26 protein-coding genes, 1 pseudogene and 2 riboswitches are annotated in these 23,313 nt (G+C 35.8%); of the genes and pseudogenes, 19 read left to right on the top strand and 8 right to left on the bottom strand.

Annotated features, from left to right (window positions below; genetic code table 11):
- Positions 1 to 94: 94 nt before the first annotated feature.
- From NLW78_RS01055 to NLW78_RS01085, 7 genes and pseudogenes are all read left to right on the top strand, one after another.
- Positions 95 to 385 carry a hypothetical protein gene (locus NLW78_RS01055; RefSeq protein WP_254494448.1) on the top strand — a complete coding sequence of 97 codons (291 nt, stop codon included), beginning with the start codon at positions 95 to 97 and terminating at the stop codon, positions 383 to 385.
- On the top strand, positions 369 to 866 hold the full coding sequence (locus tag NLW78_RS01060; RefSeq protein WP_254494449.1) for a glycine/sarcosine/betaine reductase selenoprotein B family protein: 498 nt from the start codon (positions 369 to 371) through the stop codon (positions 864 to 866). Before NLW78_RS01055 ends, NLW78_RS01060 begins: the two co-directional genes overlap by 17 nt.
- A 69-nt stretch (positions 867 to 935) precedes the next feature.
- Positions 936 to 1,178, top strand: a complete 243-nt coding sequence (locus NLW78_RS01065) for a hypothetical protein (protein WP_254494450.1) — start codon at positions 936 to 938, stop codon at positions 1,176 to 1,178.
- Between the two features lie 345 nt (positions 1,179 to 1,523).
- A complete protein-coding gene (locus NLW78_RS01070; RefSeq protein ID WP_254494451.1) occupies positions 1,524 to 2,078 on the top strand; it encodes a histidine phosphatase family protein in 555 nt (184 codons plus the stop codon).
- 125 nt (positions 2,079 to 2,203) lie between these two features.
- Positions 2,204 to 2,287, top strand: a riboswitch (cyclic di-GMP riboswitch).
- Between the two features lie 92 nt (positions 2,288 to 2,379).
- On the top strand, positions 2,380 to 2,535 hold the full coding sequence (locus tag NLW78_RS01075) for an aspartyl-phosphate phosphatase Spo0E family protein (RefSeq protein ID WP_254494452.1): 156 nt from the start codon (positions 2,380 to 2,382) through the stop codon (positions 2,533 to 2,535).
- Between the two features lie 191 nt (positions 2,536 to 2,726).
- Complete coding sequence (locus NLW78_RS01080; RefSeq protein ID WP_254494453.1) at positions 2,727 to 3,527, top strand: hypothetical protein; 801 nt, start codon at positions 2,727 to 2,729, stop codon at positions 3,525 to 3,527.
- Positions 3,528 to 3,594: 67 nt separating this feature from the next.
- Positions 3,595 to 3,974: pseudogene (locus NLW78_RS01085) on the top strand (LD-carboxypeptidase); the annotation flags it as partial.
- 170 nt (positions 3,975 to 4,144) lie between these two features.
- On the opposite strand, the gene NLW78_RS01090 reads toward NLW78_RS01085, so the two are convergent.
- Entirely contained in the window at positions 4,145 to 4,750 is a 606-nt protein-coding gene (locus NLW78_RS01090) for a CBO0543 family protein (RefSeq protein ID WP_254494454.1), read from the bottom strand.
- Positions 4,751 to 4,941: 191 nt separating this feature from the next.
- Between NLW78_RS01090 and NLW78_RS01095 the strand changes: the two genes are divergently transcribed.
- Together NLW78_RS01095 and NLW78_RS01100 are read left to right on the top strand one after the other, a co-directional pair.
- The gene (locus NLW78_RS01095; protein ID WP_254494455.1) at positions 4,942 to 5,697 is read left to right on the top strand and encodes an STAS domain-containing protein; all 756 of its coding nucleotides are present in this window, start codon (positions 4,942 to 4,944) and stop codon (positions 5,695 to 5,697) included.
- A 103-nt stretch (positions 5,698 to 5,800) separates the two neighbouring features.
- Entirely contained in the window at positions 5,801 to 6,355 is a 555-nt protein-coding gene (locus NLW78_RS01100; RefSeq protein WP_254494456.1) for a CBO0543 family protein, read from the top strand.
- A 50-nt stretch (positions 6,356 to 6,405) separates the two neighbouring features.
- Here the strand turns inward: NLW78_RS01100 and NLW78_RS01105 are convergent, their stop codons facing one another.
- The 3 genes from NLW78_RS01105 to NLW78_RS01115 all read right to left on the bottom strand — a co-directional run bounded on the left by NLW78_RS01105 (position 6,406) and on the right by NLW78_RS01115 (position 9,756).
- Positions 6,406 to 8,259 carry a copper resistance CopC/CopD family protein gene (locus NLW78_RS01105; RefSeq protein WP_254494457.1) on the bottom strand — a complete coding sequence of 618 codons (1,854 nt, stop codon included), beginning with the start codon at positions 8,257 to 8,259 and terminating at the stop codon, positions 6,406 to 6,408.
- A 121-nt stretch (positions 8,260 to 8,380) separates the two neighbouring features.
- Positions 8,381 to 9,220 carry a DUF5667 domain-containing protein gene (locus tag NLW78_RS01110; RefSeq protein ID WP_254494458.1) on the bottom strand — a complete coding sequence of 280 codons (840 nt, stop codon included), beginning with the start codon at positions 9,218 to 9,220 and terminating at the stop codon, positions 8,381 to 8,383.
- Positions 9,221 to 9,234: 14 nt separating this feature from the next.
- Positions 9,235 to 9,756 carry a hypothetical protein gene (locus tag NLW78_RS01115; protein ID WP_254494459.1) on the bottom strand — a complete coding sequence of 174 codons (522 nt, stop codon included), beginning with the start codon at positions 9,754 to 9,756 and terminating at the stop codon, positions 9,235 to 9,237.
- 65 nt (positions 9,757 to 9,821) lie between these two features.
- Positions 9,822 to 9,906, bottom strand: a riboswitch (cyclic di-GMP riboswitch).
- A 357-nt stretch (positions 9,907 to 10,263) separates the two neighbouring features.
- Here NLW78_RS01115 and mgtE point away from each other — a divergent pair.
- Positions 10,264 to 11,610: a magnesium transporter gene (gene mgtE / locus NLW78_RS01120; RefSeq protein WP_254494460.1), complete on the top strand. Its 1,347-nt coding sequence runs from the start codon at positions 10,264 to 10,266 to the stop codon at positions 11,608 to 11,610.
- Positions 11,611 to 11,622: 12 nt separating this feature from the next.
- Here the strand turns inward: mgtE and NLW78_RS01125 are convergent, their stop codons facing one another.
- The gene (locus NLW78_RS01125) at positions 11,623 to 12,075 is read right to left on the bottom strand and encodes a YaiI/YqxD family protein (RefSeq protein WP_254494461.1); all 453 of its coding nucleotides are present in this window, start codon (positions 12,073 to 12,075) and stop codon (positions 11,623 to 11,625) included.
- 69 nt (positions 12,076 to 12,144) lie between these two features.
- On the opposite strand from NLW78_RS01125, the gene NLW78_RS01130 reads away from it, so the two are divergent.
- The 4 genes from NLW78_RS01130 (at position 12,145) to NLW78_RS01145 (ending at position 15,067) form a co-directional block, all read left to right on the top strand.
- Entirely contained in the window at positions 12,145 to 12,609 is a 465-nt protein-coding gene (locus NLW78_RS01130; RefSeq protein ID WP_254494462.1) for a GNAT family N-acetyltransferase, read from the top strand.
- A 151-nt stretch (positions 12,610 to 12,760) separates the two neighbouring features.
- Positions 12,761 to 13,711 (top strand): permease, encoded by a 951-nt coding sequence (locus NLW78_RS01135; protein WP_254496070.1) that lies wholly within the window; start codon positions 12,761 to 12,763, stop codon positions 13,709 to 13,711.
- Positions 13,712 to 13,724: 13 nt separating this feature from the next.
- Positions 13,725 to 14,708, top strand: a complete 984-nt coding sequence (locus NLW78_RS01140; protein WP_254494463.1) for a TIGR03943 family putative permease subunit — start codon at positions 13,725 to 13,727, stop codon at positions 14,706 to 14,708.
- Between the two features lie 107 nt (positions 14,709 to 14,815).
- Entirely contained in the window at positions 14,816 to 15,067 is a 252-nt protein-coding gene (locus tag NLW78_RS01145; RefSeq protein ID WP_302328399.1) for an alpha/beta-type small acid-soluble spore protein, read from the top strand.
- A gap of 39 nt (positions 15,068 to 15,106) precedes the next feature.
- Here NLW78_RS01145 and NLW78_RS01150 read toward each other — a convergent pair whose 3' ends face one another.
- Positions 15,107 to 15,538, bottom strand: coding sequence for a BrxA/BrxB family bacilliredoxin (locus NLW78_RS01150; protein ID WP_254494464.1), 432 nt, complete (start codon positions 15,536 to 15,538; stop codon positions 15,107 to 15,109).
- Between the two features lie 11 nt (positions 15,539 to 15,549).
- Positions 15,550 to 16,701, bottom strand: coding sequence for a conserved virulence factor C family protein (locus NLW78_RS01155; protein WP_254494465.1), 1,152 nt, complete (start codon positions 16,699 to 16,701; stop codon positions 15,550 to 15,552).
- A gap of 151 nt (positions 16,702 to 16,852) precedes the next feature.
- Between NLW78_RS01155 and NLW78_RS01160 the strand changes: the two genes are divergently transcribed.
- The 3 genes from NLW78_RS01160 to NLW78_RS01170 all read left to right on the top strand — a co-directional run bounded on the left by NLW78_RS01160 (position 16,853) and on the right by NLW78_RS01170 (position 18,988).
- Complete coding sequence (locus NLW78_RS01160; protein ID WP_254494466.1) at positions 16,853 to 17,206, top strand: DMT family transporter; 354 nt, start codon at positions 16,853 to 16,855, stop codon at positions 17,204 to 17,206.
- Entirely contained in the window at positions 17,188 to 17,502 is a 315-nt protein-coding gene (locus NLW78_RS01165; protein WP_254494467.1) for a DMT family transporter, read from the top strand. The genes NLW78_RS01160 and NLW78_RS01165 overlap by 19 nt, the downstream gene beginning before the upstream one ends.
- A gap of 262 nt (positions 17,503 to 17,764) precedes the next feature.
- Positions 17,765 to 18,988 (top strand): dicarboxylate/amino acid:cation symporter, encoded by a 1,224-nt coding sequence (locus NLW78_RS01170; protein ID WP_254494468.1) that lies wholly within the window; start codon positions 17,765 to 17,767, stop codon positions 18,986 to 18,988.
- A 43-nt stretch (positions 18,989 to 19,031) separates the two neighbouring features.
- On the opposite strand, the gene NLW78_RS01175 is transcribed toward NLW78_RS01170, so the two are convergent.
- Complete coding sequence (locus tag NLW78_RS01175; RefSeq protein WP_254494469.1) at positions 19,032 to 20,048, bottom strand: DUF3231 family protein; 1,017 nt, start codon at positions 20,046 to 20,048, stop codon at positions 19,032 to 19,034.
- A gap of 521 nt (positions 20,049 to 20,569) precedes the next feature.
- On the opposite strand from NLW78_RS01175, the gene putP reads away from it, so the two are divergent.
- Both putP and NLW78_RS01185 read left to right on the top strand, forming a co-directional pair.
- Positions 20,570 to 22,069 carry a sodium/proline symporter PutP gene (putP, locus tag NLW78_RS01180; RefSeq protein WP_254494470.1) on the top strand — a complete coding sequence of 500 codons (1,500 nt, stop codon included), beginning with the start codon at positions 20,570 to 20,572 and terminating at the stop codon, positions 22,067 to 22,069.
- Positions 22,070 to 22,117: 48 nt separating this feature from the next.
- Positions 22,118 to 23,068 carry an agmatinase family protein gene (locus NLW78_RS01185; protein ID WP_254494471.1) on the top strand — a complete coding sequence of 317 codons (951 nt, stop codon included), beginning with the start codon at positions 22,118 to 22,120 and terminating at the stop codon, positions 23,066 to 23,068.
- Positions 23,069 to 23,313: the final 245 nt, after the last annotated feature.

Here is a 23,313-nt window from a genome sequence, read left to right on the forward strand (position 1 = left end):
GGCAGACGTGTTAAGGCAACTGCTTATTTGTTTGAAAGTTTCGAAATTTTTCTATATTATTGAAATTTATAGCAATAGAATAGGGGGAAGTTTTATGTCTTTACCTTACTTAAAAGAGGCCATTGCTAACGGGGACAATGAAAAATTAATCCGGTATGTTCGTCTTCACTTTGGTGATGGCAATGAGGAAATGGGAAAAAAAGAGATTGATAAATCATGGATTGAAGCATTAAAACTATTATTAGATTTACCTGAAACAGATAGAGAATTTATATTGGAAACAATGGATAAAAAGGACGACTCTACTTTAGCTCATTTATATTTTCATTTGCATTTTTATTTTGTGAAACGATCGGGGGAATGGAAGCATGACGGAAACCTTTAAATCAAAACAACTACGTTCAGGACTATGGAATACTGTTAACGAAAGGTATCCAGGTTCTATGATTACAAAGGATAGTTACGTACCATTAGCAAATATAACGAAGCCGATTTCAGAGTCTCGTTTAACATTTGTCAGCACAGCAGGGGTACAACCTAAAGGTACGATGCCCTTCGATACAGTACATCCAGTTGGAGACTATACATATCGAAAAGTGCCTTCTCATTTAAAACAAGAAGATTTAGAAATTCATCAATTAAAATATCCTACGTTTGGAGCCAATGAAGATATTAACGTAATTTTTCCCATTAAGAGATTACAAGAATTAGCGGATGAAGGTGTAATTGGGGGATTAACCGACCATTTCTTCTCATTTATCGGCTACAATATGGACCCAACTCTTTTAGAAGAAACATTGGCTGAAAATATTGCTGATGCTGTAGTGAAGGATCATGCAGATATTGCTCTGTTGTCTCCCGCATGACCTATATGCCATCAGTCGATCGCGCTAGTTCAGCGCGCTATAGAGAATAGAGGAATTCCTACTGTATCCATGTCAGTAGCATTAGATGTGACAGAATATATAAAACCACCAAGGTCAGTGTTTGTACCTTTTATGATGGGACATCATTTTGGCGTTCCCTTTCACAAGGAATTACAACGGAGTATTATTTTAGAAGCATTGGAACATTTGGAAGATGCAAAGAACAGTGGAGAAATTAGAACACTTCCGTATAAGTGGGCGAAGGTCCGAAAAGAAGGAAATGCAATAAAAAAAAAGTTAGGACTGAAGTAAAAAACTGCTAGAGAATCACTAAGGTTGAGGTACGTAGCATTAGCTTATAAATTGAAAAAGCGAACGAGCTGTTTCTCGTTCGCTTTTTGAATATATTGAAAATAATGTTTTAAATTTATAATTTTTATTATCTATGCCGCGGTTATATTCCACCTGGATGTTTTAACCTAAACAACGTAAGCCCTACCTCTCTTACGTCCTTACGGCTCCGAAGCCGATCCAGTGTGAGTAAGCAGTTCCGAAAAACATAAGTGGATGCCAGTTACTTTATTCAATATATCGCATTTAAATAATATAACATATACGAACATTTAAAACAAGTTTTTTAAAAAAAGGGGATTTTTTATGAGTACTACTATATTTTTTGTTCGTCATGCCCATTCCATTTATACACCAGATGAACTAAGAAGGCCATTATCCAATAGAGGGATGGAAGATACAAAAAGGGTTACGAATCGGTTGAAACAAGAGGAGATTGACTGTGTAATTTCAAGCCCATACAAACGGGCTATACAAACAGTTGAAGGAGTTGCTAAGCAACTCAATCAAAAGGTCATCATTGAAGCTGATTTAAGAGAGAGAAAATTAGCAGGAGTTTCTGTGGACAATTTTGACTACGCTAGTGAAAAGGTATGGAGTGACTACTCTTTTTCGTGGAGTGGTGGAGAATCTAATGTTGTAGCTCAACAAAGAGGTGTGAAAACAATGATGTGGATTTTACAAACGTATAAAGGGGAAAATATTGTAATTGGTACACATGGAAATATTATGGTGCTTATCATGAATTATTTTGATGAGAAGTATGGCTACTCATTTTGGAAACAGCTAAACATGCCTGACATCTACAAGCTATCTTTTCATGATAGATCTTTAAAAACTGTCGAACATATTCCAATTTAAATAAACCACCCTCCAATGAGTCAATAGTCATAGTCATTAATCTTTCTTAATGAAATTATTAGGTAAAAACTATTGATTTATTTGTTAATGAAGGTATAATTTACTATAGAATAATAGTTCTTTTTAACCGAAAAAGGCAAACTTATCGAAAGATAAGGACGCAAAGCCACGGGCCTAAAGCAAATCGCTACGGTAGCCGGGCCGCCGAAGAAACATTTCCTAAAACAGGTGTGTCGAGTTTCTTACGGCATACCTGTTTTTTTGTTTTTACCTATTAGACTAATGGAGGTATTTGAGTTAAATGTCGGAGAGGAACACACTTCTACAGCAAATTGAGGAAAAACGGAAAGAGTTAAACCAGTGCGCTCATGAAAAGGGCCTTAACAATGAACAAGTATTACAATGTTCAAAGGAAATGGACCAATTAATTCAGCAATACATGCAATTTCATAAATAGATATTTCTTATCAAGGTTAAAAAGAGCGAGTTATTGTAGGTTTCTTTGCACTTACGTCTAAAGAATGAAAAACTGTTTTTAGGGTACTAATTTAGTTTTTAAGGAGCTCCCCAGCGCTGAGGAGCTCTTTTTATATGATAAAATAAGGTGTTAGTAACAAAATTCGGATTTTTATTTAAGGGGAGAGAGCATTGAATACGAAACTATCGTTTGTTATTTATTCACTGTTATTATTATGTGGGGGTTGGCTTTATATAGAAGGGAAGCTGTTTCAATTATTCAATGGAAATACAACTTTATATCATATTGCATATGAATTAGATGATCGACCTCTAATACGTTATGGTTTTCTATTGTTATATTTCATTGGTATCGTTATGTTTATCCGAAATTGGAAAATGAAAAAGGTTTTCCATATTGTATCAATAGGATTGATTTCTCTGTTCGTTATTCCCCTATATACACATATAATTGTGCATGAAATACAAAAAGAACAAATGCCGGTAAGAGAAGAAATAAAGGACGAATTAAACCGGCCAAATCACTTAGATTTTGCTATCGTAGAAACATTTACATTTCATGATGAAACAAAACAGTTAAAGGTTACTTTAAACTACGGAACCGCAAAAAATAATGTTTTAGATCAGTATTTAGATACTGGGGAACCGTTAACGGAAAACAAAGTACGTACGATAAAAAGAAGACTCAATGATGATATGATGTTTGTCGTGAACAGAGTTTGGTCTAGTACACATAAGCCTAAAACGATTGTGTTTAAGGTGAATTGGGGGGAAGAAACGATCTATACGACAACAATACATAAGAAAGACCGCTATTTAAGTTATATTGACAATTCCCCTGAATATGTAGATGAGCGAGACAAGAAGATTGTATATTATCATATTGATGTTGTAGAAAAGACTGATAGATATGTTTTAATGATGAAAGATGAAAGTGGGAATTGGAGTGAAGTGATGTCAAAGCAAAAATGACTACAATTTATGTAGTCATTTTTAATATGTGGTAAAATTAACCAAAGGTTGAATATGAGGAAATTAAATGATTACGTATCCTCGTTTTAAGAAAAACGGAACGATTGGTGTTACAGCCCCCTCTTCTGGAATCCCTGTTTCACTTCATGCAATGTTTCGATCATCGTTAAGTCGAATCAGTGAAAGAGGATATAACGTTGTTTGTGGGACACAGTATGGCAGCAAGAAAAAGCGAAATCTGCACCATCCAAACAAAGGGCTATTGAGTTTCTTAATATGATGAAAGATGATGAAATTGATATGATTATCCCTCCGAGGGGAGGAGAGCTACTTTTTGAAATATTGGAGCATATACCATTTGAGGATTTAACAGAAAAGTGGGTGCTAGGATATTCGGATACGAGCACATTACTGTTATCAATAATGTTAAATACCGGGATAGCTACAGTTACGGCTTTGCCAACTTGATCATTGTATTGATCGAGGGGGAACTGAAGAGGACAAATAAGAATGTCAACAGCGTGTATACGTTGAAAAGAGGCGTTCAAAATAGTTTGCAGAAACAAGAAGTGACAAAAGAAGGATAAGTGTCCACCCTTCTTTTGTTCATCTAATGATTACTGCATAGTTCCCACGTAATAACCGCCTAAAAAAATGGTCACGATGAGGACGAAATGAATAATGGCCCAGCCAATCCTACCATACTGTAAGTGATGGAGGTTGATTGGACGACGTAAGTGACTCGGTATGATTAAGCCTCCTATCCATTCGAATAATAAGAAGAAAATCCACCACCACGTATAGGAGTCCCAAAAGTCCCATTTGAAATTATATTCAATGATCCTCGTCTTATTTAAAGCATAAGTTTCACAAAACATCCCTATATGTATGAGTGTCCAGTAGAACGGTATTTTCCAAACCCATTTAACAGGACTAAAATAAACACCGATAAGTACAAATGCGGGGAATGCAAATGTAACAGCTGTTACTGGCATAATGAGAATCTTTGGAAATAGAACATAAGGGTATGAATAAAAACCAAGCTTCACAAAGATGTAACATAAGACGTTCCCAATAATTGTAGCCAATAGAAATAATAATCCATACAACTTCCAGTTTAACCTTAAAAAGTAGATTAGCGTAACAATACCGAATAGGATGACTGTTACATAAATATAGGATTCAATATTCCAACCTAAATTTATATACTCTTGGATTCTCATCGTATATCCTACTTCCTTTATTATCCATCTTATAATTAATGTTCACGGATGTTAATAAAATATGTATTAATCCATTTTCTTTTCGTACTTAATTTTAGAACATACTTCCTTTTACATTCATAAAGTTTTATTATAGAAAGAAGATTAATTTATCGATACAAAGTTTAGCGGTGAGAGGTTGGCTGATATTTGTGAAATCGTTAGGGAAATTTCCGGAATTTATGTCTGAAGTTACGGTATTAAACGCAATTAATGAAAATATCATTTTAGCTGATAAAGCATACAATGTGATCTGGTTAAATGAAGCAGCGGTTCAATTGATGGAACATGTAGTCCCGCTTTTTAATATTGATCATGTAGAGGATCTTATCGGAGTAAATATGGGCCATTTTCATAGAAAACCAGCCTACCAAAAATCAATTATGGATAACTTAACAACTACACATAGTTCGAGAATAAATATTAAAGATACGTATATAGCCGATATCATTATTAACCCTGTTAAAGTTGAAGGGGAAATAAAGGGTTATGTTGTATTATTAATGGATATTACGACGAAAGCACAAGAGGATGAGAGAAAAGAACAATTAATCAGTGAGTTATCCGTTCCCATTTTACATATATGGGAAAATGCTCTGGCAGTACCCCTAATTGGACCTCTAGATGAGAAAAGATTGGACAAAGTGATTTACAAAATTTTAAACGAATGTAAAAGCCGCAAAGCAGATTATGTTGCAATCGATTTAAATGGTGTAACAGAATGGACTGAGGAAATACGTTATCAATTAGAACGGATGGTTCAAGCACTTAAAGTTATGGGAGCCGATCCGTTAATTGTAGGCATTAAACCTCAACTAGCAAAACATTTGCACGGTTTTTCTGATCAGGAACAATTTTTCACATCTACAAAGGCGGCTACAGAATATATTATATCTAAAAATAAGTAAACTTGATCATGAAGTGCGGATAAAGGTAAAGCCGCACTTTTTATTAGTTGGCATAAATTCAGGACATTTCACCCATGCTAAAAATAAAAGGTAGTTGAATGAGATGAATGTTCAACTAAAAACAGAAATAAATCATTCTTATGAGCTTATCGAAACAGCTAACCATATAAAGTTGAATACGTGGATAGAACATATATTATTTACCCCTCATTGGTGGGGAAGTGTCGCATTGTCAGTGGTTCCTTGGGTAATGTGGTTCGTAGTGCATAGTCGTGAGCGAAGATATCGATTGCTCTTTGTCGGTTTTATTGCAACTATTATTGCCTCTTTTTTAGATTTTTTAGGTGTTCAGTTTGGATTGTGGATGTATTATTATGAGGTTTTTCCGTGGATACCTGCTTATCTACCGTGGGACTGGACATTAATTCCGGTCATAATCATGTTATTGCTTGAGTGGAAGCCGAAGTTATCTCCATATATAAAAGCATTCCTATTCGCTTTTTTAACGGCATTTGTTGGTGAACCACTGTTTGTTTATTTTCAATATTATGAACCAATTAATTGGTACAATACGTATTCCTTTATAATATATTTTATACTTTATCTTATCTGTCATAAAAGTAGTCGTTTGCAAGGGTTTCAACATATAGAGAAATAGATAAGGAGCATTCGATATCGAATGCTCCTATAAAATGTTTAAAATATAATTTACTCGTTAAGACGAATTTCCCCTGGTGTTATCATTTTAAAAGGAAAGGTTTCCACTGTATTGTCTTCTTTTACTACTTCTACTTCCATAAAGGTAGTACCTGCTGCATGTATGTTCAGTCCTGTAATTTTATAGATGTTATCATTAATTTGAAATGCTCGGTTTCTTTTCTCCCAATTTGGCGGCATCGAAAGGGTGACGTAAACATCTTTAATGTTTGCATCCAATGATTTAATTTGAAATGTCATATCATTATACCCTGGTTGAAACGGTGTTATATCGACCTCAATTTTACGATTATCCCCACTGTGTTTATCTGCATAAACTCCTTGTTCAGCTGCACCAGGTGAAGCTATAATTAGCGCAGACGCAATCAGAATAATGACTATACCAATACACAGCTCCGCTACAACTTGCGGTTGAACAGTAGTAGAACCTAGGCGAATCAATTTTCGATTATATAATGCAAAAATGCTCACTATGATGACGAGAATGATTTTAATTATTATAAATGTTCCCCAATTGCTGCTCGCCCAGGAGGAAAAAGTGTAAGAGGGAACAAATTGAATTGACATCCAAATTCCGGTCACAATAGTAAGCATTACACTAATGAGAGCCCACTTGGAAAACTTTGTCAGTAATGCTTTCGTACGTACACCTGTAAGTAACCCAACTAACCCTCCAATCCAGATTCCGATGGAAAGAAGGTGTATTGAGTTCATTGTTATATTAATCATCCCACCATATCTAGGATAAGATGAGTGCCCTGTATAAAAAGAAAATAATAATAAAGAGAGGGCGAATAATACGTAACGATACCTTTTAAACATAAAAGCACATAGTATGAAGAATACTTGTACGGTAGGGAATTGGAATATGTTTAATTTGATTAGTTCTTGAAAGCTTTCTACAGATAAAACGTTTATTGTATAAAGTAAGTATATAATGTATCCAAGGAGTGTAATAAATAGCAAACATAGATTAATCCAGTCTATCTTCTTATTATTAGTCCTTATTGCTATGAACCGCTGGTAACAAGATAGGCCAAACAGTACCAGTATACCTCCAATCATCAGGAAGTGACTGAATTGTTTTGTATCGAAGTTGGTAATAAGTGATGGTTGATCTATCTCCTGTTGACCTTCTATTGAGGTAAATTCGTTTACGGCAAAATAAAAGATTCCCATTTTTTCTTCATTTTTGTCTGGATCTGCTGGACGGACAAACCATGACAGTTGGTAACTCCCCATTTCAAGTGGTTCTTCCACATGTAGTGTTACATGGCTAGGGTCATTTGGGTCTACGATAGGTTCATTCATAATCATTTGTTTTTGATCGTTAAATAAGCCCATCATTGCAACTTGAACAGGTTCGTTAAACCATAATTCGATTTCATCAACTTGTCCCTTAACTAAATCACCGTCTTTGGGCTTGGAAGTAATCAGTTTTAAATCTTTAGTTTCATTGTTTTCTTTATGAGTTGTACTTATGTAGAATTGAAAATTCTCCCTTATCACATCTCCGTCTTGAGCGATTGCCTCTATTTCGACACTATAATGGCCTGGACGTAACGTTCTATCAAACATAATTTCGATGTGAGTGTTACGTTCATTCCGTAAATGCACGTTACCGATATCTATCATTTCGTCATCCCTATTTATCGTGATAGATTCAGAATGGATTTCAATTGGGTCTTGAAACCAGATCTCAATTTTTTTTATGTTTTCCGTAACTTCACGATTGTTCTGGGGAGACGTTTTTTCAATGGAAGAGTGGGCGTAAATTTCAACAGGAAAAGCGAGACTATAAAGTATTAAGATAATGAATAAATAAAATTTAACATGTAGATTCATTGATGAACACCACTTACTTTCTTTTTACTAGGTTATATATAGGCTACCATACAATAGGTTTTAACAAAAACAAAAATAAAAACCCTCCAACAGGAGGGTTACTAATCATTACTTATAAAAATTATTCGTCATCTTCGTCATCATCGTCTTCGTCATCATCTTCATCATCATTATCTTTGTGTTCATCTTCACGCTCTTCGCCTTCGCGTTCTTCATCTTTGCGTTCATCTTCACGCTCTTCGTCTTCGCGTTCTTCATCGTCATCATCATCTTTTTTGTGACCCTTTTTCTTACCTTTTCCTTTATTCGCTTTTTTATCAGCTTTCTTTTCCGCCTTTTCCGCTTTCTTTTCCGCTTTTTCTAGTGCTTTTTCAGCCTTTTTTTCAGCCTTCTCTAATGCTTTTTCTACTTCTTCTTCAGTTTCCGCTTCTTCTAAAGCTTTATTTGCTTTATCTAGAGCTTTTTGTAGTTTAGTAACAGCTTTTTCTTGGTGTTTTAATGCGTTTTGAATACTATTTTTTGCAGCCTGTGGTAAATCTTCACGTTCTAATAACGTATTTAACTGTTCTGTACGTTTTTGAACATTTTCTGTAACAACTCTCTCAATTTCAGATAAATCTTCGCCTTTTTCCTCTGCTTCTGTTAACACTCTTTCTGCTTCACTAACGTTCTCTTCAGCATCTTCAAGTAATTCTTCTGCTTTTTCCTCATCGCCTGTCTCAATGACGAGTTCAGCTTCTTTTAATCTTTTATCGGCATATTCATCTTGAAGAATGACCTTATCAACCGAATCCTCGGTTAACGCATATTCTGCGTCTTCCATTTCACGTGTCGTGTCGTAAAGATCTGAATCAGGGCTTACAACTTCTATTTCACGCTCATCTGTTTCATGTTCATCGGCGAATACTTGTCCTCCGGTTATAATAGCAAAACTTAAGACAATACTTGTTAGTTTTTTCATAATATACACTCCTTTTAATTTATGGTTATATTCGTTTTGAATTGGTTTATACTTTCTGCAGCTGCCTCATCGTACTTGGCTACAGGCGTTTTAAAACTGTAGATATACGTATGATGATCTTGCTTTTCTAAGTAAATATCAGTTCGAATACTACTTTTTCGCTTTGATTTAAAGGATATTTGGTTTGCGCTGTTTTGAATAATCTCTACGTTTCCTGAGGCGGTTTTTAGTTCTTGTTTAATTTCATCAAAGTTTTTCTCTGTATTGACTGATGTTATGATGGCTGTTGACTGTTCATTTTGAAAGGATACGATAAGCTTATGTTCATCCTTTTTCTCTTCATCAACGTTCCAACTATCAGTTTCATATACTATTAGGTTGAAATCATCGTTATCGTATAACACTTCTTGTTCTTCTTTTCGATCATCAAACTTGTTTTGATGATTCTCATCTCGTTGATTCTCATTCTTACATGCTGCGAGAACGATGACCAATAAGAACATGAAGATTAAGCTTAACAATATGTGCCGCTTCAACAATTCCCCTCCCTACCTATCTTAATAAAAAACACATCCGCTTACGTGGATGTGTTTATCCAGTAACCGGTAGCTGGCTGGCATAGGTGTAATCCATTAGCCCCTATAGCTTTGCGTCCTTAGTTTTCACTAAGTTTGCCATTAAACAATTAACTGTATTTTAGTACCCCTTAAATCTACTACAATATACGAAGCCTTAAATGCTCTTTTGGGGGTGTGGGAAAAAACTTTTTTTAATTGTTAAGCATATTATAGTTGAAATCGTTTTGAAGACAAGCACATCTTTAAAAATGATTCAATCTCCCTATATGGAAGTGGAAATAACTTTCATATATATCGACGTTGACTATGGCTTCCTTTTTGACTTGCACAGCATACATACCTTATTTTGAGTAGGAGATAATATAAGATAGCCTTTCATATTAATGGAAATATGTTTATAGTGGTTATGGTCTGGTTAAATAAAATAGGGAAGCAGTTATTCGTGGCACAAAGGGGAACATATTTATGGCAGAGCATAATACGAAAGATCATATTATTGACATACTCCACAAATCACGAAAGAACGATTTTCAATCTGTTCTAGATGAATTACAACCGTATGATATTGCTCGTATATATGAGTTGCTAGAGGCGAAACAACAAGTTCAATTTTTGCTTTTATTAGAAACTGAACAATTAGCAGACTTAATTCAAGAATTAGACAAAGAAAAACAACTAGAAGTATTAACCAAATTAGGGATTGAAAAATCTGCTAAAGTAATGGATTTAATGGACAATGATGATATTGCAAGTATGATTGGAGAATTAGACGAAGAGCAAGTTGAAACTCTCCTGTCAGGAATGAAAACAGAAGAATCCAAAATTGTTCAGAATTTAATGAACTACCCTCCTGAAACAGCAGGGCGGTTAATGACAAATCGTTTTGTGTGGATACCGAAACATTATACGGTGAGACAAACGGTTGAAAAATTAAAATCATTTGCCGAACTAGCTGAAACCATTAATTATTTATATGTAATTGACGAAGCAAAACGTTTAGTTGGTGTTGTTTCATATCGAGAAATAATTTTAGCTGATATTGAAGCAAAGATAGAAGACATTATGTTTACTAGAGTGATTTCTGTTAATGCCGATACTGACCAGGAAGAGGTAGCACAGCTTATTGAAAGGTATGATTTCGTCGCAATCCCAGTTGTTGGTCAAAATGATATACTTTTAGGGATTGTTACCGTAGATGATATTATTGATGTTGTCATAAAAGAGGCGAATGAGGATATTGAAAAATTATCAGCATCAGGTAAAGAAATTGATTTTGATACAAAAGCCTTTGTTGCTGCGTATCGTCGCTTACCTTGGCTCATTGTGTTACTTTTTATTGGGGTTGTTTCAGGTACAATCATTAGTCAATTTGAAGAAACCCTGTCTCGCGTTGTGGCATTATCCTTTTTCATGCCAATGATTGCAGGCATGACGGGGAATACAGGTACACAATCATTAGCAGTTGTAGTTCGTGGTCTTATACAAAAGGATATACATAAATCGGTCGTGACCAAATTAATTTTACGGGAGTTTGGTGTAGGGATAATCATTGGTACTGTTTGCGGCCTATTAATTGCAATTATTGCATACGTATGGCAAGACAATCCGTTTCTCGGTCTTGTTGTTGGAAGTTCACTTGTTATCACATTAATTATAGGGACGTTAGCGGGAACAATTATTCCGATCATATTGTATAAATTAAATGTCGATCCAGCAATTGCATCAGGGCCATTAATTACTACCGTTAATGATATATTATCCTTGTTTATCTATTTTGGTATAGCAACCGCGTTTATTGCACATTTAACGTAAAAAAGCTGTGATTTACTCACAGCTTTTTTCTGTTAAAATGTTTCGAAGTAAATGGGAAAAATTTTCTTTATCTTCATTTGTCAAAGCTTTTGGCCCTTTAGTCTTTGCCCCACTACGCCTAGCCTTTGCATGAGCGTGTCGGGTATTTAATAATTGATCAATATTCTTTTGTGAAAAAATAAATCCTTTATGGTGAAGAACCGTACAACCTTTTCCTAGACCAAGTGCTGCTAGGCCATAGTCCTGAGTTACAATAATATCTCCCTTTTGTGCTAACTGTAAAATATGATAATCAACAGAATCAGCACCAGTATCAACATATTTCGTTGATACACCTTCAGGATCAGGGCTATGAGAAAAATGTGAATAACTTTTGACCAACAAAACTGGCACTTGAAATTGTTTTGCTTCATGGATAATTTCTGATTTTACAGGGCATGCGTCTGCATCAACGTAGATTTCCATAATTCCGCCCTCTTTCCAAAGAATGTACTATAATTAGAATATCATGTTTGTCACCGAGGAGGAAGGTCAATGAACAACGTGACGATTATACCGTTTGCCCCGAAATACGCGAACGATTTTCGGAAGATATCCTACGAATGGCTAGAGAAATATGTAACAGTATTGCCAGAGGATGAAGAGTTATTACAGGATCCACAAGGAGCAATTATTGATCAGGGCGGTTTTATCTTCTTTGCAAAATATGAACAGCACATTGTCGGAACTGTCTCAATACTTAAAGTAGATCATGATACAGTCGAACTTGCAAAATTAGGAGTTACTGAAGATTATAAAGGGTTAAAAATAGGGAAGGCATTAATGGAGTACAGTATTCAAAAAGCAATAGAATTGAATATGAAGAGAATGATTTTATATACAAATGAAAATTTAGAAACAGCATTACGAATGTATGAAAAGTACGGATTTAAAAAGGTGTCGGGCCAAATATCGAAGTATATAGAGACTGACTTTAAAATGGAATTACATTTATGTTAGACAGATTTCCACCATTTTGTTCCATTTAAATTGTATTTAAAAATCGTAATGATTACGATATAATACTTGTAATTTGGAATAAAAATAATGGAGGGCGAAAATGGGAAGACTAGTCCAAGCGAACTTCGCAAATATATTGGTAGCCATAATCATGTTTAGTTTGGTTTATATAACTGTATTGCAACATTCCATTGATACCTTTCTGACGTTACCGGCGTCATTTTATAATTTAAATACAATATTTTTAAGCATCCTTATAGAAGCTGTACCATTTGTACTCATTGGAGTTTTAATTGCCGGAATGATTCAAATTTTTATCACTGAGGACCATATAAAAAGATGGATTCCCAAAAATAAATTTGCAGCTGTTACAATGGGCTGTGTTGTTGGTGCAAGTTTTCCAGCCTGTGAATGTGGAATTGTTCCTATTATTCGTAGATTACTAGGAAAAGGTGTACCTATATATGCAGCGGTGGGGTTTCTCTTAACAGGTCCGCTTATTAACCCAATTGTTATCCTTTCTACGTATATGGCATTTGGGAATGAATTAAAAGTGGCCCTAAATCGAATGGTTTTTGGTTTTATTATTGCTATGATTATTGGTTTCATTGTGAGCTTATTTTTCAAGAACAATCCGTTAAAACCGTCAGAGCAGCAGTCCAATATACAGACAACTTCAGATTATAAAGCTCCGTTTACGAAAAAATTAGTTAGTATGATGAAACATTCCATTGATGAGTTTTTTGATATGGGTAAGTACTTAATTATTGGGGCATTTTTAGCTGCTTTTGTACAAACTTATGTGGCAACAGGTACTTTGCTCGAAATCGGTACAGGTCTTGTTTCTTCAACGGTCGTTATGATGGGACTAGCCTACTTACTTTCACTTTGTTCAGAAGCGGATGCTTTCATTGGTGCATCATTTAAGAATTTATTCCCAACGACAGCTATTATGGGCTTCTTAATTTATGGCCCAATGCTTGATTTGAAAAATACGATAATGATGTTACATTACTTTAAAGCTCGATTTGTCGTTGTTTTTTCATTATTAGTGACAGTGATAGTATTCGTTACATTAATAGCCTTTCAAGGGTTTATGTAAGGAGGGGTGCATTTTGAAATTTAATGGTCAACAATTATTGAGGGCAATTGTTTTACTGGCATTCACCTATTTTCTCATTCATCTTCATATATCTGGTGATATCTTAAAGTATATTAATCCAAAATATAAACAATTAAGTCAAATAGGGGCATTGCTCTTTTTCGTATTGTTCCTTGTTCAAATTACACAGATTCGGGTAGAAAAAGCACAAGGAGACTGTACGAATCACCATCATTGTCATCATGATCATAGCCATGATCAAGGTGGCAAATGGAGAAGAGGGTTCTCATATGGTGTCATTATATTTCCACTTTTAACTGGATTTATGCTACCTCCTAAGACGTTAGATGCGTCAGTTGCAGCGAAGAAGGGAGCAATGGTTTCATTAACAAATCAAGTCACCAAGCCAGCCAATAACAGTACGAAAGATGAGCAACCTTTACTAGAACCTGGTGCTGAAAAATCTCCAAAGGCACAAGTAGATAAAGTAGCACAGCCTGAAAATCCTGAAGTGAGTGACGGGCAAGATGGGCAAATTGACGATGAAATAGATCCAAATCTTTATTCCAACAAAATGACTGAAGAGGAATATGGAGAAATTAGAACAGGTATAAGAGATTCGAATTCAACTATTAACATGACCGAATCTGTTTATTCTATATATTATGAGGAAATCAACTCTAACATCGAATATTATGAAGGTCGAAACGTTACGATTGAAGGTTTTGTGTATAAAGAAGAAGAATTTGGGGAATCAGAACTTGTTCTTGCTCGATTTCTTATTACACATTGTGTCGCCGATGCAAGTATTGTCGGATTTTTATCGGAAGTTCCGGAAGCAGCATCAATAGATGAAGATACATGGCTGAGAGTTGAAGGAACATTTAGTACGGGTGATTATCAAGGAACGCCACTCCCTTCAATACAAGTGACAAGTTGGGAAATAATTGATGAACCGGAGCAGCCATATATTTATTATCCGATTATTGATGGGTAGAAAGCTGGCAAACATAGCTATTTTTTTATCGCGTATAGAATTGGCCTCTTTTTAAAAAATAAAAAAGAGAAATGTATTTTCTCACGAACCTCTAGGGGGGAATCATTATGAGTAAACATCGTATACTCGTACCTGAGGCAAGAGAAGAGGTAAATCAGTTAAAGGCAAAAGTTGCGCATACGACTGATCCTAATGAAGCGAAATATGAAATTGCAAAGGAACATGGCATTCATCTTCGTAGAGGGTATAATGGAGATTTAAAGGCGAAAGATGCCGGTAAAGTTGGTGGCAATATCGGGGGAAGCATGGTTCGAGAATTTGTGGAAATCGCGAAACAAAACTTAACGAATGAGGAATAAAGAAAAAAGGACTTGCATGATGATCATGCAAGTCCTTTTTTAGCAATAGTGATTATACGCATTTGTTAAATTTTCAACAATATCTTCAGTTTCATGTCCCTCGATTTGCTCGCGAGGAATGAAGTGTACAACTTGGCCGTCTTTTAATAGTGCCATCGATGGGGAAGAAGGCTCGATATCACCGAAATATTCTCGCATCTTCGCGGTTGCTTCCCGGTCTTGTCCAGCAAATACTGTTACAGTTTGGTCTGGCTTTTTTTCATTGTTTAGTGAGGCTCTTGCGGCCGGGCGTGCTAATCCAGCAGCGCAACCACATACAGAATTTACGAATACAAGTGCAGTTCCCTTTGTGTTTGCAATAAATTGATCTACTTCTTCAGGAGTAACTAACTCTTCAAAACCTACACTCGTTAGCTCGTCTCTCATTGGTTGTGAAATTTCACGCATGTACTGTTCATACGGGTTCATCATTTATTTCCTCCTTATGAATTATCTCGTTCTTTTTTTGTAGCTTCTGTCATTTGATGCCATACAGATCCTTTAGCTTCTTCACCTTGTTCTATACGACGTAATGCCATCTTCGCTTGCATTCTAACCTCAAATTCCGGGTCTCGAATGGCATCTTGTAAAGCAGGAACAGCTGAATGATCTCCTACTTCATACAAGAACATAGCTGCTCTCCACCGAACCAGTTTGCTTGGATCATTTAAAGCTTTCACCATCTCAGGTATTGCTTCAGGAAAGCCTAAATCCGACAAACAATCTCCTGCAGTTCGTCTTACAGTTGCAACTTTGTCTTGGAGTGCTTTATATAGATAGGGCAAAACTTCAGGCTCTTCAATCATGCCAAGATATGCAGTAGCCAGTCTCCTAATAGAAGTTTTGCTATCATGTAACGCTTTTTCAAGAAGTGGTAAAGATTGATATGTAGGTTCAATACGGTCTAATGCTGCAAAACGAACCTTCCAATCGGGATGGTCCAAGTCTTCTAATGTTACATCATCTTTGTGTTCTTCAGTTAATATAACGTCATTATTATCCATGTGCAGTGCTTTTTCTGTTAAATGTGCAAGGCGCTGCTCATCATATGTTGCATTTAGTTCTTCTACAATTTCTTTCCCAATTTCATCTATTGAGCCATAACGTGGAGATTGCTCTACCCATTTTCGTTCCATAACGAAATTAGGAGAGGACTGTGAAGCTTCCATTGCAGCATTCATGAACATTTCAGGAAGGCCAATTCGATGTTCAGCTATATCATCAATGAGTTTTAACTGCATTGGAATTCCACGGAACATTTGTATTAACACTTTCACTTCACCATATGTTTCTTCAGGATCTTTTTGCTTTGTTGTAGGGATTGGTTCCTGCATAGTCGTGCCAAAAATGTGCTTCACTTGAGGTAAAATATCTTCCCATGAATACTTTGGATTCCGGTCCAACGCAATAAAATCTGCTACATGATAAAGGTTCTTCACCCCATCGATTGCAATGATTTTTTGAATATATTTCGGTGCGTTCGCATAAGTTTCCCCATGTTTATAATTATGTCTTTCCCCTTCTGGTAGCGGGGTGCTTAAAACGATTTTCATCGAATTTGGACTTGGTGTCGGCTCAATCGTGACAATTTGCATACAATTCCCCCTTTCACCCACTACGGTGATTTTATCAAAGAAAGTGATAGGATTCCATTGATTGAGATTTGGACTTAAGAATATCGTTCTGTATAATTGGCGGTATTGAATATATTAACCTTTTCGAGAGCTTCGTTTGGAGTGAAGATACATGAAACACTGGATCAAAGTCTTTATTGCATCTATATTTGAAATTTTATGGGTAATTGGTTTAAAGCACGCTAACACCTTCTTATCATGGTCAGGTACAGTAGTTGCCATTATCTTTAGTTTTTATTATTTAGTGATGGCAGGCCGATACCTTCCAGCAAGTACGGTTTATGCTGTATTTGTAGGATTAGGCACTGCAGGAGTTGTATTATCAGAGATTGTCTTTTTTCATGAGGATGTAAGTATCATGAAATTGTTATTGATTGCACTTTTGTTAGTCGGAATTATCGGGTTAAAAGTTATAACAGATGAAGAAAAAGACGGAGTTGAAGACAAATGGAATGGGGATTATTAATCTTAGCAGGCATATTTGAAATGTTAGGCGTTATTATGATTAATTATTTACATGAGAAACGTAATATTAGTTCTCTATTATTATTGCTCATTTCTTTTGGTGCTAGCTTCTTTTTATTAGCTATTGTCATGGAAGTATTACCGATGGGTGTTACATATGCTGTTTGGACTGGGATTGGTGTTGTTGGTAGCACACTATGTAATATTTTGTTTTTTGGAGAATCAATGAATTGGCAGCGTCTGTCGTTTATTATGCTCATTTTATTTACAGTAATAGGACTAAAATTTACTGTTTAAATAATAAATGAGTAATCATGAATTTTTTTGAATAATAAATGAAAAAGTTGATATTTTAAGTTTGTTTTTTGAGGCTTCGATAATCACCTTACAACCTATAGATGATAGAGGGAGTTATCCATTTTCCATTTTTTAATTAATGACTTGTACAAAAAAATATTATATTATAAATATACAGTAAATGATAAAGTGGTATTATCTACGCTTTTATGCGAATATTCTAACAATAGGAACGAAAAATGAAAGATAGGGGGAAACGTGTATGTCATTAACGAAAAAAATTATTATTGGTTTAATCGCCGGTATTGTAGCAGGTGTAATATTAAATGTAGCCGTTCCAGAAGCAGGATATGAATTTTTAGCAACATATATTCTAGACCCGGTAGGTAAGATTTTCATTAACTTAATTAAGATGTTAGTTGTTCCTGTTGTTGTTGTTTCATTAATTCTCGGTACAGCCGGTATTAGTGACCCTAAAAAGTTAGGGCGCATGAGTGTAAAAACAATCGGATATTTCTTAGTAACAACGACTATTGCGCTTACATTAGCGATTGCTACCACTTTTATTGTGAAACCAGGTTCCGGAAATTTCCAACTAGATGGTGCGGAATTTGAAGGTCAAGAAGCACCTCCAATTGTAGAAACAATACTTAATATCATTCCAACTAACCCAGTTACGGCAATGGCTGAAGGAAACATGCTCCAAATTATCCTATTCTCCATTTTAGTTGGATATGCTTTAGCACAATTAGGTCAAAAAGCAGATACAGTATTGAAATTTGTTCAACAAAGTAACGAAATTATTATGAAACTCGTTCACGTAGTCATGAAATTGGCTCCATATGGTGCGTTCGCACTAATTGCGATTGCAATCGGTGGCCAAGGGTTAGATGCAATTATGGCAATGGGGAAATATATGTTTGTTGTGCTATTTGTATTATTCCTGCATGCTATTTTGACATATGGCACTGCGGTGGCTACTTTAGGGAAAATGAATCCAATTCAATTCTTTAAAAACTTTTCGCCAGCTATGGTTGTTGCCTTCAGTACTGCAAGTAGTGCAGCAACATTACCTGTATCCATGGATATGGCACAAACAAAATTGAAAGTTCCAAAAGGTGTAAGTAGTTTCGTGCAACCATTAGGTGCAACAATTAACATGGATGGAACTGCAATTATGCAAGGTGTTGCAACCGTATTTATTGCTCAAATTTATGGTTTAGATTTAGGGTTATCGGCTATATTAACTGTCATTTTGACGGCTACTTTAGCTAGTATTGGTACCGCAGGCGTTCCTGGTGTTGGGTTAATTATGTTAACGATGGTACTAACATCTGTAGGATTGCCAGTAGAGGCTGTTGCTCTAATACTTGGTGTGGACCGTCTCCTTGACATGGTCCGTACAGCTATTAACATTACAGGGGATGCTTCATGTGCTGTAGTTGTAGCAAAAACGGAAAAGAAACACGAAGGTGAAGTTGCATAATATAGAATTTTAAAAAATCATAACAGTCCCAATATAAGGACTGTTATGATTTTTTCTTTTTTTTCGCTAAACTTTGGCGGTCACTTGCTAAAGGAGGCTGTTCAAGCCATCGGTTTTTAATCATTAAATTGGCGCAGTCTTCCGCATAGGCTAATAGTTCACTTGTTAGGCGGGTATAGTGAGCCCCTAAGTCTCTTCGACTATTAACACTTAATGCTGCACCGTAAAATCCAACAGCAGCTTGAGTGGAAAATTGAATTTGATACATTATGAATTTGTCTGAGAATGTTTTCGTTGTTGAGTTTGTCACTAGGGATTGCCACGAGATCGGTGAATTCAACTGTTCTTCGTTAAATATGGATTTGAAAATTTCAGTATGTTTGTTGGAAATCCGTATGCCACGTTCAACGATGTTTTTAATGGTTTTGGATTGAGTTACTTGAGCAAAGGCGACTTTTAAAGCGACGTGTAAGTGCATTTTATTCATATTAAAAGATATATCACCTATCTCCATTACTGTAAGAGGACGACGATTACCGAACCAACCCGTTAAAAAGCTCTGCTTATCTACAAAGCTAGTAGTTTCCGGTGGTTGTACTGAAGGTGGCCGTGTAAATAATCCCTTCTCAAGCAGTGCATTCATTGCTTGATCGAATAGATCCATCGTTTCCTCATTGCACTGAATAAAGTATTTTCTCATATCAGGTCGAATGGAAGTACCAACCGACAAGTTGTAACCTGTTAACCCATGTAGTGTCATTATATATATGTAATATAGGTAAAAAGGATCTTGAAATAATCTAGGAGCTTTTACGTTTACATCTTGTTCTGTAAAACCTGTTGGAATAGGAAATCCTTCTTCGTGGAAAAACTGTTTACAACTTTCAATATGACTCTCGGCTAAGCTTAATGCTCGTTTGTAAATATGTATCGTATCTTCATCTTCTAAGTGGGTTAAAGCATATCGAAAGAAACATATAGACATTGAATCATACATATATTGAGTCCAAAGGCTTGCAATTTCCGGAGCTGTTAATCGTACTTTATGATTTAATTCCATATTCGGCCTCCTAAAGAAGCAATGATTATATATAATTTTCCAAATAAGTTCTGTTAATATGTATAGAAGTATCGAAAAATAGCGAAACCCCTACGAAAGTCTTATAAATCAAAGGGTTAAGTTGTTTGAAATTGTCGAATATTAAGTGCTCAACCTTGACATAATAGTCTGAATATTATACATTTTTTATATAATTCTACTTTAAGTTATTACTTTCGAGAAGGTTTTGCAGTTTCTGTTTATTAACATAAATGGATATTATTGTATAAAAATACATAATCGAAAGTAGTTATTCGTAGTATTTAATAGGTCTTTACTACTAGTACTATTTGAATTTTATTGTTATAAAACAAACGATCTCTGCAATGAAACCACTCAGAGCTCTCTTTGTTTTAAAATAAACAGGAGGTGTCACAACAAATGTTAGATGCATGGACATTTTTTTGGTTTGCAGTTCCAATGCCACTGTTAGTAGTTTGGGCAGTAATTAGTTATATTAAAGAAGGGAAGGGTGAACAGTAATGAACCCCACGACAGTTACGTTTATATTATATTTAGTTATGTTAATCGTTATTGGTATTATTACATACCGGATGACAAGTACTCTTTCAGATTATATCCTTGGAGGACGTAAATTAAATAGTTGGGTTGCTGCTTTTTCAGCACAAGCTAGTGATTTTAGTGGATGGTTATTGTTAGGTCTTCCAGGTGCTGCATATGCTGCGGGTTTAGGGCAATGGAGTTTATGGATTGCCGTAGGTTTAGCAATTGGTGCAATGATTAATTGGCAGTATGTTGCCAAAAGACTTCGTGTATACACAGAATACTCAAACAACTCCATCACATTACCAGAATTCTTTGAAAATCGGTTCCGCGATAAATCAAGTCTTTTACGTGTTATTTCCGCGATTTTTATTCTAGCATTTTTCTTATTTTACACAGCATCTGGTTTAGTAGCAGGTGCGAAGCTATTTAATGGTACATTCGGAATGGATTACCATACAGCACTTATTCTTGGTGGTATTGTTATTGTAGGATATACATTCTTAGGTGGATTCTTAGCCGTAAGTTATACAGATTTCATTCAAGGATTTTTAATGTTCCTTGCGCTATTCGTTACAGCAGTATACGGACTAATTGAAATCGGTGGTTTTGGTGCTTTATTTGATACGTTGAAATCTATCGATGGTAGTTTAATAGACGCTTCGGCTGCAACAGCTTATGATTCTGAAGGTTCAGTAGTATGGGCTGCAGCTGGCTCAATTGGTTTTGTTGGAATTGTTTCCGCACTAGCTTGGGGCTTAGGTTACTTTGGACAACCACATATTTTAGCACGCTTTATGGCGATTAAATCCCATAAAGAAGTAGCAAAAGCAAAAGTAATTGCGATTACAATGGGGGCTGTTATTCCTCTATATGGAGCAATTATCGTTGGTATGGTTGGTATTACAACATTTGATGTGCCACTTAGTGATCCTGAGCAAGTATTCATACAACTTGTACAAGTTATATATAACCCATGGGTTGCAGGTTTCTTATTAGCGGCAGTATTAGCAGCCATTATGAGTACGATTGACTCTCAATTATTAGTGTCTTCTAGTGCACTGTCAGAGGACTTCTACAAAAAGTTTTTACGTAAAGAAGCTAGTGAAACTGAATTAGTATGGGTTGGACGTTTTTGTGTACTAGGGATTGCGCTTGTTGCAATGGCATTAGCATGGAACGAAACAAGCTCTGTTCTCGACCTAGTATCTTACGCTTGGGCTGGTTTTGGTGCTACATTCGGTTCAGCAATTCTATTTTCTCTATTTTGGAGAAAAACTACACGTAACGGTGTATTAGCCGGTATTATTGTTGGTGGTCTTACCATTTTCCTTTGGGGCTACACAGGATCAGATTTATACGAAATGGTTCCAGGTTTCATCTTCTCATCCATTGCAATTGTAGTTTTTAGTTTAATTGGAGAAGGACCATCAGAAGAAATCTTAGAAGAATATGATAAGGTTACTGGCGTAAAATAACTCATAATATAAAACTAAACGAAACATATGTGAAAAGGAGAGGCCATCATGAGTAACGAAAAAATATATGGAAATACTCCTTGCTTTCTAGGCGGTCGTAAAGTGTCCTTTGATTCAAAGGAGATTAACGAAAAGGATGTATTAATTTATGGTGTTCCGTGGGAAGGTTCAGTAACTTGGGGTGATTACACAGGATGTGAACTAGGACCGAAAGTTATAAGACTTTCGTCGGCAAGATATTCAGGGTATCTACCTGAATTGAATCACATTGATGTGTTAAGTCATTATACATTAGGTGACTTAGGGGATATAGATGTTGTTCCGGCAGATTCGATCGAAACAATGAAACGTATCGAGAATTTTTCCGGAAAAGTATGGAAGACAGGTAAATTTCCTGTAGCCTTCGGCGGGGACCATGGAATCACATACCCTATTGTAAAGGCATTAGGCGAGGAGATTAACGGAAAAGTTGGAATTATCCATCTTGATGCCCATTATGATAATCATCCTGATCATGAAGGGGACTTATATGCGAGAAGTACACCTTTCGCACGCATTTATGAGGATGAAAATGTCCGAAATGAAAGTATCGTTCATATGGGAATCCACGGCCCAAGAAATAAGCCCGAAACAGGTAAGTTTGCAAACGAAGTCGGTGCTACTACTATTACTTCACGTGACATTAAACAATCAAGTAATTTGGTAGAAATGGCTAGGAAGGCATACGAAATCGCTAGTAAAGGTACAGATGCTGTTTACTTAAGTATTTGTAGTGATGTTCTAGATTTTGCCTTCAATCCAGGGGGGCCAGTAGACGGTAACGGACTTTCATCTTACGAGCTTGTTGAATTAGTACATGAATTTTGTAAACTTGGAGTAAGTGGTATGGATTTGGTGGAAATATATCCACAACAGGATCCAAATGACTTTTCTTCACACTTAGCGACAACAATTGTTTTGTATGCACTTGCTGGTAACATTTTAAGTGAAAAAAATTAATGAAGGTTATAGAAGAGAGATGAGGATGGTTTATGCTATCCCCATCTCCTTTTATTTGGTTAAAAACTCTGTAAATTACGCCTAAGAAGAAATGACAATGATACAAGGTGGGATGTACAATGTTGCAGGTAAATTCGCAGTCTATATTGGTTTCCCGGTGAAAAAGTGGTGTTTCAGGCGACATTCTTCCTGTCTCTCCTCGTCGGATACGGCAAGAAAGTTATCTATTATAAACGGATGTGGAA

This window comes from Salirhabdus salicampi, assembly GCF_024259515.1.
Lineage (GTDB): Bacteria > Bacillota > Bacilli > Bacillales > Alkalibacillaceae > Salirhabdus_A > Salirhabdus_A salicampi.